General features: G+C 34.8%; 10 protein-coding genes. 6 read left to right on the top strand and 4 right to left on the bottom strand.

All coding sequences use genetic code 11. The features are described 5' to 3' along the window. Positions 1-11: 11 nt before the first annotated feature. Positions 12-2,645, bottom strand: a complete 2,634-nt coding sequence (locus ABEB23_RS15805; RefSeq protein WP_348813602.1) for a valine--tRNA ligase — start codon at positions 2,643-2,645, stop codon at positions 12-14. A 216-nt stretch (positions 2,646-2,861) separates the two neighbouring features. On the opposite strand from ABEB23_RS15805, the gene ABEB23_RS15810 reads away from it, so the two are divergent. Beyond that, a complete protein-coding gene (locus tag ABEB23_RS15810; protein ID WP_348813603.1) occupies positions 2,862-3,251 on the top strand; it encodes a DUF1573 domain-containing protein in 390 nt (129 codons plus the stop codon). A gap of 40 nt (positions 3,252-3,291) precedes the next feature. Here the strand turns inward: ABEB23_RS15810 and ABEB23_RS15815 are convergent, their stop codons facing one another. After that, positions 3,292-4,620 (bottom strand): PDZ domain-containing protein, encoded by a 1,329-nt coding sequence (locus ABEB23_RS15815; protein WP_348813604.1) that lies wholly within the window; start codon positions 4,618-4,620, stop codon positions 3,292-3,294. 125 nt (positions 4,621-4,745) lie between these two features. Between ABEB23_RS15815 and ABEB23_RS15820 the strand changes: the two genes are divergently transcribed. The 5 genes from ABEB23_RS15820 to lgt all read left to right on the top strand — a co-directional run bounded on the left by ABEB23_RS15820 (position 4,746) and on the right by lgt (position 9,801). After that, positions 4,746-5,963 carry a pyridoxal phosphate-dependent aminotransferase gene (locus ABEB23_RS15820; RefSeq protein ID WP_348813606.1) on the top strand — a complete coding sequence of 406 codons (1,218 nt, stop codon included), beginning with the start codon at positions 4,746-4,748 and terminating at the stop codon, positions 5,961-5,963. Positions 5,964-6,148: 185 nt separating this feature from the next. Further along, positions 6,149-6,820, top strand: a complete 672-nt coding sequence (folE, locus tag ABEB23_RS15825; protein WP_348813607.1) for a GTP cyclohydrolase I FolE — start codon at positions 6,149-6,151, stop codon at positions 6,818-6,820. 124 nt (positions 6,821-6,944) lie between these two features. Next, positions 6,945-8,426: a cysteine--tRNA ligase gene (gene cysS, locus ABEB23_RS15830; RefSeq protein WP_348813608.1), complete on the top strand. Its 1,482-nt coding sequence runs from the start codon at positions 6,945-6,947 to the stop codon at positions 8,424-8,426. A 134-nt stretch (positions 8,427-8,560) separates the two neighbouring features. Continuing rightward, positions 8,561-8,809: a membrane protein insertion efficiency factor YidD gene (gene yidD, locus ABEB23_RS15835; protein ID WP_348813759.1), complete on the top strand. Its 249-nt coding sequence runs from the start codon at positions 8,561-8,563 to the stop codon at positions 8,807-8,809. Between the two features lie 65 nt (positions 8,810-8,874). After that, on the top strand, positions 8,875-9,801 hold the full coding sequence (gene lgt / locus ABEB23_RS15840) for a prolipoprotein diacylglyceryl transferase (RefSeq protein WP_348813609.1): 927 nt from the start codon (positions 8,875-8,877) through the stop codon (positions 9,799-9,801). Between the two features lie 346 nt (positions 9,802-10,147). Here the strand turns inward: lgt and ABEB23_RS15845 are convergent, their stop codons facing one another. Both ABEB23_RS15845 and secDF read right to left on the bottom strand, forming a co-directional pair. Further along, a complete protein-coding gene (locus tag ABEB23_RS15845) occupies positions 10,148-12,268 on the bottom strand; it encodes a prolyl oligopeptidase family serine peptidase (protein WP_348813611.1) in 2,121 nt (706 codons plus the stop codon). A 117-nt stretch (positions 12,269-12,385) separates the two neighbouring features. Further along, positions 12,386-15,355: a protein translocase subunit SecDF gene (gene secDF / locus ABEB23_RS15850; RefSeq protein ID WP_348813612.1), complete on the bottom strand. Its 2,970-nt coding sequence runs from the start codon at positions 15,353-15,355 to the stop codon at positions 12,386-12,388. Between the last annotated feature and the right edge of the window lie 46 nt (positions 15,356-15,401).

The following is a 15,401-nucleotide window of genomic DNA, read 5'->3' on the forward strand; positions in this document are numbered from 1 at the left end:
AAAAAAATATTTTATTTTAATCCAGCTAAACTATGCTCGATGGTTTCAATTTTTGCTAAGGCATCAGCTTCTTTTTGTCTTTCGTTTGCCAACACTTTTTCTGGCGCCCCGTTCACAAATTTCTCGTTAGCTAATTTACTTTGAACCGATTTTAAGAAACCTTGTGTATATACCAGCTCAGCAGTCAGTTTTGCAATCTCTTCCTCAACATTTATATTTCCGGTAATCGGGATGAAATATTCATTCGATTTTACACGGAAAGATAGAGCACCATCCACTTTATCCGACACGTATTCTAAGGATGTGATGTTACCCAATTTAGTCACCACCGAATCAAAATAAGTTGATGCTTTATCATTATTCACCACTTTTAATTCAATCGTATCCTTAAACGGAATATTCTTGTCTTTACGAATCGTTCTTATTCCAGATATCACTTCAATTGTATTTTCGAAATCCGCAATTAAACCAGCATCGAAAGGTTTTATTTCTGGCCAAGTCGAAACAATTAAAGCTTCTTCAGCTGTTCTTTCTGAAAGTAATTGCCAGATTTCCTCTGTCAAGAAAGGCATAAACGGATGTAGTAATTTCAGATTATTTTCCAACATTTCTATGGCTTTCGCCAAAGTTACACTGTCAATTGGCTGTTGGTAACCCGGTTTAATCATTTCAAGAAACCAAGAACAGAAATCATCCCAAACCAATTTATAGATTCCCATCAAGGCATCAGAAATTCTGTATTTTTCAAAATTATCCTCGATTTCCAAAAGCGTTTGTTGCAACTTAGCTTCATACCACTCAATAGCTACTTTTGAAGATTCCGGTTGTGGAATTCCATCAGATACTTCCCAGCCTTTGATTAATTTGAAGGCATTCCAGATTTTATTGGTAAATGCTTTTCCTTGGTTACACAATTCTTCATCAAACATAATATCGTTTCCTGCAGAAGCACTCAAAAGCAATCCAACACGAACACCATCAGCACCAAATTTCTCAATCAAATCCAAAGGATCTGGGGAATTACCCAATGATTTAGACATTTTGCGTCTTTGTTTATCACGAACCAAACCAGTCAAATACACATTTGTAAAAGGCTTTTTACCCGTATATTCATATCCTGCAATAATCATTCTGGCCACCCAGAAGAACAAAATATCTGGTCCGGTTACCAAGTCATTGGTTGGATAATAGTATTTAAAATCTTCGTTTTCAGGTTCCATAACTCCTCCAAAAACAGCCATTGGCCATAACCAGGAAGAGAACCAGGTATCTAAGGCATCAACGTCCTGCGTTAGGTTTTGGGTTGTTAGGTTTTGGTTGTTGGTTTTTTCTTTAGCCAAAACTAAAGCTTCGTCAATGGATTCAGCAACTACAAAATCCTCTTTTCCGTCTCCATAGAAATAAGCTGGAATTTGTTGCCCCCACCATAACTGACGGGAGATATTCCAGTCACGTATGTTTTCAAGCCAGTGTCTGTAAGTGTTTTCAAAACGTTTTGGATGCAATTTGATTTCGCCATCCTCTAAAACCGCTTTGATAGCAGGTTTTACTAAATCCTCCATTTTCAGGAACCATTGGTCAGACAAACGAGGTTCGATTACTGCTTTGGTTCTTTCAGAAGTTCCCACTTTATTTAAATGCGTTTCTGTTTTGGCCAAAGCACCAATTGCTTCTAATTCTTTGGCAATTTCTTCACGAACTACGAAACGATCTTTCCCTTGATAATGCAACCCAAAACTATTTAAAGTGGCATCTTCATTGAAAATATCAATAATTTCCAGATTGTGTTTTTCACCCAGCGTTTTATCATTCATATCGTGAGCAGGAGTCACTTTCAAACATCCTGTCCCAAACTCGATATCCACATATTCATCTTCAATAATTGGAACGATTCTGCCACAAATTGGCACAATCGCTTTTTTCCCTTTCAGATGAGCAAAACGCTCGTCATTAGGATTGATACAAATCGCGGTATCTCCAAAAATAGTTTCAGGACGTGTAGTAGCAATCGTCAGGAAATCTTCACTTCCTTCGATTTTATATTTTAGGAAATACAATTTCCCTTGTTGTTCTTCATAAATTACTTCCTCGTCCGACAAAGTAGTTTTTGCTTCCGGATCCCAGTTTACCATTCGGTATCCTCTATAAATCAATCCTTTGTTATATAAATCCACAAATGAACGAATTACAGATGCCGACATATCAGGATCCATTGTAAACTTGGTTCTTTCCCAATCGCAGGAAGCTCCCAGTTTCTTTAATTGGTCCAGAATTACTCCTCCATATTTGTCAGTCCATTCCCATGCATGTGACAAAAATTCATCTCTGCTTAAATCATTTTTATTGATTCCTTCAGCTTTCAATTTGGCAACCACTTTAGCTTCGGTAGCAATCGACGCATGATCCGTTCCTGGAACCCAACACGCATTAAATCCTTTAAGACGTGCTCTTCTTATCAAGACATCTTGAATCGTATTGTTCAACATATGCCCCATGTGCAAAACCCCAGTCACATTAGGAGGAGGAATCACAATGGTATACGGTGTTCTATGATCTGGCTCTGAGTGAAAATAATTATTTTTCATCCAGTAGTCATACCATTTATTCTCAATAGTTTTAGCGTCGAATTGTGCAGGAATTGTCATTTTTATTGTTGATTTGTTGATTTGTTAATTCGTTGATTTAACTAACCGAATAATCGATTAACCATATCAACAAATAACCATTTAACCTTTGGTTTGATTTTTGTAATTAAGATAGGGCACAAAAGTAAATAATAAAGTACACTATAAAAAGAGAAATAAAAATTTGTGCATCAATTAAAAGAAAGTATATTTACTTTATAAACTTAAATTTTTGAAATGAAAAAAATTGCCAATTTAATAGTAGCCTTGTTTATAAGCTTTATGGGTTATGCCCAATCTGGCTCAAAAATTGAATTTAAGGCTAAAGACAATACGATAGACTACGGTACCGTAAAGAAAGGTAGTGATAACGGAATTCGTGTTTTTGAGTTTACCAATACGGGAGATGCACCATTGACTATTTCCTCTGTACAATCCACAGCCGGGATTACTATTTTATCACAGACTAAAGATCCTATACCGCCCGGCAAAACAGGCAGAATAGAAATTAAATACAATATGGCTGCAGGTCCAATTCGTAAAACCATCACTGTTGAATCGAATGCCGTCAATTTTGAAGACGGAAGGGTTGCCCTGAAAATAAAAGGTGAAGTCCTCACTAATTAAAAACTAAAAAAGCTTTTTGAAAAATCAAAAAGCTTTTTTTTTATAAAATATCTTTAAGCAGAAACCTGAATTTCAGGATTTGACTGTCTCTTTCCACTTCGATGGTAATCCACTTTTCTTCTTCTGATTTTAAAAGTGAATTAATTTCCTGCAAAGTGTACTTATACCCTTTATTATTGTTTATACTAATAATAATATCTCCTTTTTGTAAACCAGACTTCGCCGCTGGAGAATCTTTCCTAATATTTGAAATTTGATAAACAGGTTTCAGTTGAAATTTATATTTGAAATCATTTGTTAGCGCAACCCCTTCATTATGATAACTTTCTGTAATTGCCGGAACGGTTTCAAGCCGAACAGTCTCCTGAACCCATTGCAAACCATAATGTTGCAATTCAATTCCACTTTTGTTATAAGCAAAAGGAGCATAATATTCCCTATTTTTCTTCAAATACAAGAGTTTATTTTGATAATCAAAAACAACGGTAAATCTTTTTAGTATTTCACCACCAACAGACCCTAATCTGCCGGGAACCATTTTTACATTTTTGATTGAACTTGTATCTGGAAAAGCCGCTATCGGAGCATTAAACTCGAAATTGGCCAGAGTAAATTTAGAGATTCTTGCTCTTTTTCCTAATACATCACCACTAAATCCTTGCCCTAAATAATCGTCAAAATTTTTTGCGGGTATTTTAATTGCCTGGGAAAGATTTTGAAAAAGCCAAATTGCATCACTATTTCCAATATCTATCAATAATTTGGCTGGCAATTCAACTCCTTCCATAACCATACTTGTCATGACATAGGGTTTATACCTTTCAATTGTAATTGGAATCTTTTCGAATCTTTTTTCTGTTTTACTCTTATTTTTTTCAGTATCCTTATAAACCACAATCCTCTTTTTATCGTAATTGATTTCAACTAAATTATTCTTCAAAAAATTGTACCCTATAATACCGTTTACCGGAATCCCAACATGGGAAGAAAGATTAAACTCCTGATCTAAAACCACATACAACAGGTGATTGGTCGACACCAGTCCATGAGTTTCCAATACGTTATTGGTAGATTTCAAACCTTCAACAGCATCGGCGCTCCCCAAACCCCGCAAAGTTATTTTTTCAATATTAAAAAAACGGACTTCTTTTTTATCTTCTAAACTGAACAAAATAGTCTCTTCAACACCTGAATCCAATAAAAAATTCAATTCTATTCCATTTACCTTAATAGGTATGAATATCAAATTATTAATAAATTTAAAGGGGATGCTGACTTTATCCTTATCGTTGACAAAATGAAATCCGTCTTGAGACGAAACAGGTAATACACACACAAGTAGGAAAAATAATGAGATTGTATATTTCATTTTGAATCATTTTAATAAAATTACACAAAATATGGATAATTTGTACAGATTTATAAACAAATACGTTTGCGTTTAACAGAAAATTTCGAAAAAAAAATGCAAATTTGCACTTCAATAATTGAACCATGCCAGAAATATCGAACAAAGGCAAAAAAATGCCCGAATCACCAATACGAAAATTGGCTCCATATGCTGAAATAGCTAAGAAAAAAGGCCATAAAGTATATCATTTGAACATAGGTCAGCCAGATATAAAAACTCCTGAAGTAGCTATTAACGCCATAAAAAATATTGATTTAAGTATTTTAGAATACAGTCATTCTGCCGGTAATGAAAGCTATAGAAGAAAATTAGCGGGATTTTACAAAAAACAGAATGTAGCCGTAGATTTCGAGGATATTATCATTACAACCGGTGGATCCGAAGCATTATTATTTGCTTTGGGATCTATCATGGACCAGGATGATGAAATTATTATCCCGGAACCGTTTTACGCCAATTATTATGCTTTTGCAACGGCTTCTGGTGCAAATGTAGTCCCTGTGGTTTCAACAATTGAAACAGGATTCGCCTTACCTCCTATTGCTGATTTTGAAAAATTAATCACTCCAAAAACAAAAGGGATCCTGATCTGTAATCCAGGGAACCCAACCGGATATTTATATTCTCAAACAGAAATGTTGCAATTGGCAGCTTTGGTAAAGAAACACGACATCTTTTTGATTGCAGACGAAGTATACCGTGAGTTTACCTATGATGGAGACATTCATTATTCGGTAATGAATCTTGAGGGATTGGATCAACACGTAATTATGGTTGATTCCGTTTCAAAACGATACAGTATGTGTGGCGCCAGAATAGGATGTCTTATCTCTAAAAATAAAGAGTTCATGGCAACAGCTATGAAATTTGCACAAGCAAGATTGAGTCCGCCAACTATTGAACAAATTGCATGTGAAGCAGCGATTGATACGCCCGACAGTTATTTTGAAGAGGTAATTGCTGAATATAAACAACGCAGAAATACATTAATTGAGGAGTTAAATAAGATAGAAGGCGTCATTGTAACCAAACCAAAAGGAGCTTTTTATTGTATTGCGCAACTTCCGGTTGACAACACAGATGATTTTGCCCAATGGTTATTAGAAAGTTATGATCTGAATGGAGAAACCGTTATGGTAGCACCCGCCGGAGGTTTTTATTCTGATCCGGAAAAAGGAGTGAAACAAGTCCGAATTGCTTATGTTTTGAAAAAAGAAGACTTAATCAGTGCGGTACATATCCTTAAATCAGCTATCCCAGCTTATAATGCGATTGCTTTAAAAACTAAAGATTTAGTATAAAATAGTCCACAATCGTCAATAAAATTTTCAAACTAAAAGGCAATAACAAAAAAGTTATTGCCTTTTTTTAGTTTAAGTTCCCCGTTCCCTGATTGATTTAATACTAGAAGCATAGAAATTGTTTCCTTTTTATTAATTATCTTTACCCCTTTAATTTACATACCCAATATAACAGTAACTTTTTAATGATAAATAACGAAGAATTTCAAGACGAAATAGGAAACAATCATATTAGTACAAGTGCTAAAAATCCAATGCGTGCGGATGCTTTTGCCATTACTGATGAAGAAAAAATTGAAAAAATAAAAAAAGATGTCGAAAACATTCTCCTTACACTTGGGATGGATTTAACAGATGACAGCTTAAAAGGCACACCTAATCGTGTGGCTAAAATGTTTGTAAAAGAAATTTTTGGAGGTCTGAATCCTTCCAAAAAACCAAAAGCCTCCACTTTCGACAATAATTATAAATATGGCGAAATGTTGGTTGAAAAAAACATTATTGTCTACTCTACCTGCGAACACCATTTATTGCCAATTATCGGAAGAGCACATGTAGCTTATATTTCTAACGGAACTGTAATTGGACTTTCAAAAATGAACCGAATTGTTGAATATTACGCGAAAAGACCTCAGGTTCAAGAGCGCTTGACAATGCAAATTGTTCAGGAATTGCAATTGGCTTTAGGAACAGAAGATGTGGCTTGCGTTATTGATGCCAAACATCTTTGCGTGAATTCAAGAGGAATCAGCGATATTGAAAGCAGTACCGTAACTTCTGAATTTGGAGGAAAATTTAAAGATGCTCAAACCAAAAGAGAGTTTTTGGATTACATTAAATTAGAAACTAAATTCTAGTATAAAATAAAATTCATTATTACCGATAAAGCCCTAGCCCTGATGGAAGCGGCATCCTTTTCATGGCTCCTTTAGCCAGAAAAAGATAAGTGAACAGCGGGAAATAGCTCCAAAAAAAACACAAATGTCATTATATAATAGCCAAACCATAAAAATATACAACTCTCTTTCAGGAGAAAAAGAAACGTTTACACCTATTCATGAAGGTAATGTTGGAATGTATGTTTGCGGACCTACGGTTTACAGCAATGTTCATCTTGGAAATGTGCGAACATTCATGTCTTTTGATATGATTTTCAGGTATTTTTTGCATTTGGATTATAAAGTACGTTACGTTCGAAACATTACTGATGTGGGACATATCGTGGATGATATAGATGAAGGCGAGGACAAAATCGCAAAAAAAGCACGTTTGGAACAATTGGAACCAATGGAAGTGGTACAGCGCTATACGGTAGATTTTCATGACATTTTGAATGAATTTAATTTTCTGCCTCCCAGTATTGAGCCAACCGCTACAGGGCATATTATTGAGCAAATCGAAATCATTAAAAAAATAATTGACAAGGGCATTGGTTATGAAGCCAATGGTTCAGTTTATTTTGATGTTGTCAAATTCAACCAAACCAATCATTACGGCAAATTAAGCGGTCGAAATATTGAAGACATGCTTGCCAATACCCGTGATCTTGATGGACAGTCTGACAAAAGAAACCCACAGGATTTCGCGCTTTGGAAAAAAGCCGAGCCACAACATATCATGCGTTGGCCTTCACCCTGGAGTGACGGTTTTCCGGGTTGGCACTTAGAGTGTACTGCCATGAGCACAAAATATTTAGGCAATCATTTTGACATTCACGGAGGTGGAATGGACTTAAAATTTCCTCATCACGAATGTGAAATTGCGCAAAATGAAGCTTGTACCGGTCAAACACCTGTCAACTATTGGATGCATGCCAATATGTTGACTTTGAACGGAAAAAAAATGGCCAAATCTACCGGAAATAATATTTTACCAAGAGAAATATTAACCGGTGAAAACAGCATTTTAAGCAAAGCATTCTCTGCATCAGTCGCCCGATTTTTTATGTTGCAAGCACATTACAGAAGTATCCTTGATTTTTCTGATGATGCCATAGTAGCTGCCGAAAAAGGATACAAACGATTAATGGAAGCTTTGTCTTCATTAAAAGATATTCATGCAAGTACCCAAAGCTCTATCGACATTTCGTCATGGAAACAATCTTGCTATGATGCGATGAATGATGACTTCAACACACCAATATTAATAGCGCAATTGTTTGAAGGGGTCCGATTTATCAATTTATTAAAAGAAGCGAAAGAAACTTTGACTGATGAAGATTTGAAATCATTCGCAAAAGCAATGAATGCTTTTGTATTTGATGTTTTGGGCCTGGAAGATGAGAAGGTTTCCGATAGCAGCAATGATAAATTGGAAGGCACGATCAATATGCTTATTGAAATGAGAAAACAAGCCAGAGACAATAAAAACTTTGCACTTTCTGATCAAATAAGAGACCAATTGATTGCCTTGGGAATTCAGTTGAAGGACGGAAAAGAAGGAACAAGTTTTAGTATTCAGTAGTCAGTTTTTAGTATTCAGTAATTGCGGAATATTAAAAAATGTTTCTTTTTTATATAAAACTAGATGGATACAGATCTTATAGCACTGATGGCTGAACACTAAAAACTGAATACTTGATCACTGAGCTAAAAAATATGTTGTCAAAAATCCTTGTTTATCCTTTTCTGCTTCTTGTGCGATTTTACCAAGTTGCTATCTCTCCATTTACACCGGCTGCATGCAGATTTGAACCTACTTGCTCGTCATACATGATTGAAGCGCTACAAAGCCATGGCCTATTTTACGGTGGTTTTTTAGGTATAAAACGGATTTTAAGTTGCCATCCCTGGGGAAGAAGCGGTTACGATCCTGTCCCTAAAAAGAGATGCGATCACAAACATTAACGTATTATAAGGATAATTTTTACATTAAATATTTATTTTTACACCACTTAAAATAAAAATAATAAATGACACAAGCTTTAAACATCGTTTGGAATCCGTCAGAAGGAATTGATTTAGGTTTTTTCGTAATTAGATATTACAGCCTTATGTTTGTAATCGCCTTTGGATTAGGATGGTATATCATGAAAAACATATTTGAAAGAGAAGGTGAATCTATTGACAAATTAGATTCTTTATTTATCTGGACTGTTCTTGCTACTTTAATCGGAGCCCGTTTGGGACATGTTTTCTTTTATGATTGGGAATATTACCGCAATCACTTACTGGAAATCATTTTACCTTTTAGATTCTCTCCTAATTTTGAATTTACAGGATATCAAGGTTTGGCCAGTCATGGCGCAGCTATTTCTATCATAATTGCGATGTATTTTTATAGTAAAAACATATTAAAAAGACCTCAATTGTGGATTTTAGACCGTGTGGTCATTCCGGTTGCGAGCGGTGCTATTTTTGTACGATTGGGTAACTTTTTCAATTCAGAAATCATAGGACATGAAACTACTTCTCCTTTTGGAATTAAATTCGTAAGAGACTATTTCAGCCCGAGAGACGCTGTAAACGCAACTCAAATCGCGGATCCAAAAGAAGCCTATAAAGCTATTGCTACCGATCCAAAGTTTGCATCCTTACTGGAACAGGTTCCTGTTAAACATCCAACTCAGTTGTACGAAGCATTTTGTTATATTTTTGTATTTGCTATTTTATATTTCTTATATTGGAAAACAGAGAAAAGAAATAAATCCGGGTATTTATTCGGAATGTTTCTAGTTCTTTTATTTTCTGTACGTTTTGTTGTAGAATCAGTAAAAGAAAGTCAAGGTGGTTTTGAAAGTGCTTTAGGATTATTCTCTACAGGACAATGGCTGAGCATTCCATTTATCTTAATAGGATTGTATTTTATTTTTACTGCTGAAAAGCCTTTAAAAGCTTAAATTAAAAATAAACATCTACACAGAATAGCGTTAATCACTTTTAAAGTAATTAACGCTTTTTTTATTTGAATGAGATTAATACAAACCTACTATTAGTGCATTCGTTTTCAAAGCAATACTACATTCAGAGAATCAAATTAATACCTATAATTTTTTAAAATAGTCCATTTTGTCAGTTCGAGCGTAGTCGCAAATCATTTGTGCATCTCGACTGCGCTCGATGTGACAAAAACAGGATTGGATTATATTATGGCAGTAATTGGTACAAACAGAAAAATCAGTTTAGCATCAATAAAAAAAGCCTTTCTTTTTTACAAAGAAAGGCTTTCAAAATAAAAGTTAAGAATTATATACTTGGCAAAGCATCAAATCCCATATTATATAAAGTGAAGGCTTGTAAATCGGCCGCCTCTTCAATGGTCTTTGAAACTGGTTTCCCGGCACCATGCCCCGCATTGGTTTCAATACGTATTAAAACTGGATTATCCCCTGATTGTTTCGATTGTAATTCTGCAGCAAATTTAAAACTATGGGCTGGAACAACTCGGTCATCATGATCTCCAGTGGTCACTAATGTAGCAGGATATTTTACCCCAGATTTAACATTATGAACTGGCGAATACCCTTTTAAATAGTCGAACATTTCTTTAGAATCCTCTGCAGTTCCATAATCGTAAGCCCATCCAGCACCAGCAGTAAAGGTATGATAGCGCAACATATCCATTACACCTACGGCAGGAAGCGCCACTTTCATTAAATCTGGCCTCTGCGTCATTACTGCTCCTACCAATAATCCGCCATTAGAACCACCTTTTATGGCTAAAAAGTCAGATGACGTATATTTTTCCGCTATCAAATAATCAGCAGCAGCAATAAAATCATCAAACACGTTCTGTTTTTGCATTTTAGTTCCCGCATCGTGCCATTTCTTCCCGTATTCACCGCCACCACGCAAGTTAGCGGCAACAAAAATTCCTCCCATTTCAAGCCAAACTGCATTTGCGATGCTAAAGCTTGGTGTCAGATTAACATTAAATCCTCCATAACCATAAAGAATTGTTGGATTTTTACCATTTAAAGATACTCCTTTCTTATGCGTAATAATCATCGGTACTTTTGTTCCGTCTTTCGAAGTAAAAAACACTTGTTTGGAAACATACTCCTCGCTTTTGAAATCTACTTTAGGTTGTACATAAATTGATGAAGTCCCCTCTTTTGGCATAAAAAGATAGGTCGTAGTTGGCGTAACATAATTAGTAAAAGAAAAGTACAATTCTTTATCCTTACTCTTTCCAGCAAATCCGGAGGCTGTACCAATTCCAGGCAGGGCTATTTCACGAATTAGCTTGCCTTGGTAATCAAATTGCTTAACAACAGATACCGCGTCTTTCATATAATTGGCAAATATAAAACCTGCACCAGTTGAAGGAAACAAAACGTTCTCTGTTTCCGGCAAGAAATCTACCCAATTCTCTGATGTAGGCTTACTGACATCTGCAGTAACAATACGTTTGTTTGGAGCGTTTAAATTCGTTACTATGTAAAGTTTTGTTCCAACGTTATCAAGAACATCCACATCATTATCAAAGCCTTTATTCATAGTGATAATTTCACTCTTGGGATTTGACAAATCTTTTATATACATTTCATTACCAGAAGTAGAATTAGCGGCAGAAATAAACAAATAGCGATTGTCTTCAGATACTGTTCCCCCAACATAACGACGCTTTTCGTTCTCCCCAAAAACAACTAGATCTTCACTTTGACTGGTTCCCAATTTATGGAAATACAATTTATGTTGATCTGTTTTTGCTGAAAGCTCGCTCCCCTTGGGTTTTTCATAACTGGAATAAAAAATACCTTCTTTCCCTTTCCAAGAGAGGCCACTAAATTTCACATCAATCAAATGATCACCGATGCTTTTCTTCGTTTTAGCATCTATAAAAATCACTTTTCTCCAATCACTTCCTGCTTCAGAAATGGAATATGCTACCAAAGAACCATCTTTCGAAAAACTTACATCATCTAAAGAAGTAGTAGCATCCTTTGAAAAAGTATTTGGATCAAGAAAAATTTCTTCTTTTCCCGAAGCATCTTTTCGGTACAAGACAGATTGGTTCTGCAAACCATTATTTTTATAGTAATAAGTATAATCACCTTCTTTGAACGGAGCAGAAATTTTCTCGTAATTCCATAATTTTTCCATTCTTTCCTTAATTGCATTACGGAAAGGAATTTTGGATAAATAATCGAAAGTTACGACATTCTGAGCTTTTACCCAATCGGCAGTTTCAACAGATTTATCATCTTCTAACCAACGATAAGGATCATTTACTTTAACGTCAAAATAAACATCGCTATGTTCCACTTTTTTAGTCATTGGATAATGTAAAGAATTAGATGGTTGAATTTGTGCAAATGTAGCCATCGATGAAGAAACAACCATTGTTAGTATTATTTTTTTCATTAGAAAACAGTTAGGGTTCAAACAAAAATAAACAAACAAAATGCGAGAAAAAAGTTAAATAACAAAAAAAGGATCCAACTTACGTTGAATCCTTTTAAAATTGATTTGAATTGTATCTTAAACTTCTTGATGTCTTTTTTCAATCAAGTCTTTATCTACTTTAGAAATAGTATCAACCAGTACTGGTGTTGCAATGAACAAAGATGAATATGTTCCTACAAGAATACCTATCAACATAGCGAAAATAAATCCTCTGATAGATTCTCCTCCAAACAAAAACATAATCAATAACACCGCAAGCATAGTCAAAGAAGTATTGACTGTTCTTGACATCGTAGTATTAATAGAATCATTAACGATGTCAGAAAAAGAACCTTTAGTTTTCCCGGCTAAGAACTCACGTACCCTGTCAAATACAATAACAGTATCATTCATAGAATAACCAATAACGGTAAGAATCGCTGCGATAAAATGTTGGTCGATCTCCATTCCGAATGGCATGAATTTGTAACATAGAGAGTAAATCCCCAATACAAAAATAACATCATGCGCTATAGCAGCAATTGCACCTAAACTATATTGCCATCTTCTAAAACTAATCATTAAATATAAAAACACAATAGCCATAGCTCCTAGAACAGCCCAATATGCATTTGTTTTAATATCCTCAGCCACTGTCGGACCAACCTTTGAAGCTTGTAAGATACCTAATTTTTTACCATCATAAGCATTTACAAATTTATCATAAGTTAAACCTGAAGAGAAATGTTGTTTTAAGTTGTCATACAACAATTTGTTTACTTCTTCATCTGCCTGAACTCCGTGTTCTGCAACTTTGTATTTTGTCGTAACTTTTAATTGATTGTTACTACCAAAAACTTTCGCTTCTGCACTACCAAATACTTTAGTTAATTCTGCTTTTACAACTTCTGCTTCAACCGGTTTTTCAAAACGAATTTGGAAAGTTCTTCCTCCTACGAAATCAACACCTTGGTCAAACCCATTCGTTGAAATGGAGATAACACTTATAACAGTTACAACTGCAGAGAATATATAAGCCCATTTTTTCATTCCTAAGAAATCAAAATGAAAATTATGAAACATGTTTTTAGAGAAGTTCGTTACAAATGATAAATCATTTTTCCCTTTGATATTTCTATCAATAAAAATTCTAGCTATAAAGATAGATGTAAACAATGAAGTTACAATACCGATTAATAATGTAGTAGCAAAACCTTTAATTGGTCCTGAACCAAATATAAATAATACCGCACCAGTCAAAATGTGTGTTACGTTGGCATCTGTAATTGATGACATTGCACCTCTCCAGCTATACGAAGTTTTAACAGCTTCATCCAGTGTTTTACCTGCTCGTAATTCTTCTTTTGCTCTTTCATAAATAATGATATTCGCATCAACTGCCGTACCCATTGTTAAAACGATACCGGCGATACCAGGCAATGTAAGAACTGCACCAATACTTGCTAAAATTCCGAATAAGAATAGTAAGTTAACCGCCAAGGCTACGTTAGCATACCAACCAGCTTTACCATAGTAAACCATCATCCAAAGAGATACTAAAAGCAATCCTACAATAGCAGAAGTTGTTCCATTATCAATTGCTTCCTGACCTAAGGACGGACCTACCACTTCTGATTGAACAATATCTGCAGCAGCCGGTAATTTACCTGCTCTTAAAACGTTAGCTAAATCTTTAGTTTCTGTAACATCAAAAACACCTGAGATTTCAGATCTACCTCCTGAAATAGGACCACTTGAAACACCTGGAGCAGAATAAACAACATCATCCAAAACAATAGCGATATTGCTTTTTTGAGTATAAGCTCTTCCTGTTAATTCTTCCCAAGCTTTAGCACCTTGACCATTCATTTGCATAGAAACTGCAGGCTTACCTAATTGATCAAATGTATCACTTGCATCAGTAACCACACCACCGCTCATCGCAGCTACATTGTCTCTATTCCCTTTTAATGCATATAATTCTACTACATCAATATCCTTTGATTTAGCATCTTTGATAGTTGTTGGTTTTCCCCAAACAAATTTTGCATAACGTTGGTCACCTGCCAATAAAACTCTAATATCAGCTCTTTTCAAATATCCGTTTACAACGGCAGTATCTTTAGGAGAGAAAAGACCTAAAACCGGTCCACCACCTTGAGCAACAATTTTATCTAATAAAGGATTATTTCCTGTTTTAGCAGTTACTGAATCTTTTGAATCACTTAATAAAGCGCTCAAAGAATCTTTAGCAACTGTTTTAACTTCAGTTTTATTGATTTCAGTTTTTTTCAACGACTCATTTGCAGCCATCAAAAAGCTTCCGATTTCCTCAATTTTATAGGTTTCCCAAAACTCTAATTGAGCAGTACTTTGTAATAATTTTTTAATTCTGTCAACATCTTTAGCTCCTGGCAATTCTACAAGGATTTGTCCAGATGCTCCTAATTTTTGAATATTTGGTTGAGTTACACCAAATTTATCGATACGTTTTCTTAGTACTCCAAATGCACTTTCTACAGATTCATCAACTTTTCTTTTAATTACTTTTTGCACTTGTGAATCAGTCATCTGAAAATCAATTCCACCTTCACCTTGTAAACTTCTGTTTGCAAAAATATCAGGAGAAGCCAATTTCACAGTTCCTTTTGAATTAGCTTCAAAAGCTTCAAAGAAAGCATCTATATAGGCCTGATTTCCTTTTTGGTTTGCTGTTGCGTCTGCCAAAGATTTATTGAAAACCGGATTTTTTGAATTATTAGATAATCCTTTCAAAATGTCCTTAACAGAGATTTGAAGTATCACATTGATACCTCCTTCCAAGTCAAGACCTTTATTGATTTGTTTGTCTTTTACTTCATTAAAAGTAAAATCAGTGAATCCAAGACTAAAGACTTTTTCTTTACCAATAGAATCTAAATATTTTACTTCTTTTTCAGGATTCCCACCAGCAAAAGATTTTGCATCACTTTCTACTTTACTAGAAACAAAAGTGAAAGAAAGTTGGTAAATACTTACCAATGCAAATAGAATTGCGAAAAATTTAATAAGTCCTTTATTCTGCATTATTACTAAAAATTAATTATTTTTTATTTATTTATTTTTGCTTTAA

Source organism: Flavobacterium maritimum (assembly GCF_040049085.1).
GTDB classification, from domain to species: domain Bacteria; phylum Bacteroidota; class Bacteroidia; order Flavobacteriales; family Flavobacteriaceae; genus Flavobacterium; species Flavobacterium maritimum.

Excerpts from the sequence above, each read along its gene's own strand:
- ABEB23_RS15820 (WP_348813606.1), top strand. The coding sequence starts at position 4,746 with ATGCCAGAAATATCGAACAAAGGCAAAAAAATGCCCGAATCACCAATA.
- ABEB23_RS15805 (WP_348813602.1), bottom strand. The coding sequence starts at position 2,645 with ATGACAATTCCTGCACAATTCGACGCTAAAACTATTGAGAATAAATGG.
- ABEB23_RS15810 (WP_348813603.1), top strand. The coding sequence starts at position 2,862 with ATGAAAAAAATTGCCAATTTAATAGTAGCCTTGTTTATAAGCTTTATG.
- ABEB23_RS15845 (WP_348813611.1), bottom strand. The coding sequence starts at position 12,268 with ATGAAAAAAATAATACTAACAATGGTTGTTTCTTCATCGATGGCTACA.
- folE (WP_348813607.1), top strand. The coding sequence starts at position 6,149 with ATGATAAATAACGAAGAATTTCAAGACGAAATAGGAAACAATCATATT.
- yidD (WP_348813759.1), top strand. The coding sequence starts at position 8,561 with ATGTTGTCAAAAATCCTTGTTTATCCTTTTCTGCTTCTTGTGCGATTT.
- ABEB23_RS15815 (WP_348813604.1), bottom strand. The coding sequence starts at position 4,620 with ATGAAATATACAATCTCATTATTTTTCCTACTTGTGTGTGTATTACCT.
- secDF (WP_348813612.1), bottom strand. The coding sequence starts at position 15,355 with ATGCAGAATAAAGGACTTATTAAATTTTTCGCAATTCTATTTGCATTG.
- lgt (WP_348813609.1), top strand. The coding sequence starts at position 8,875 with ATGACACAAGCTTTAAACATCGTTTGGAATCCGTCAGAAGGAATTGAT.
- cysS (WP_348813608.1), top strand. The coding sequence starts at position 6,945 with ATGTCATTATATAATAGCCAAACCATAAAAATATACAACTCTCTTTCA.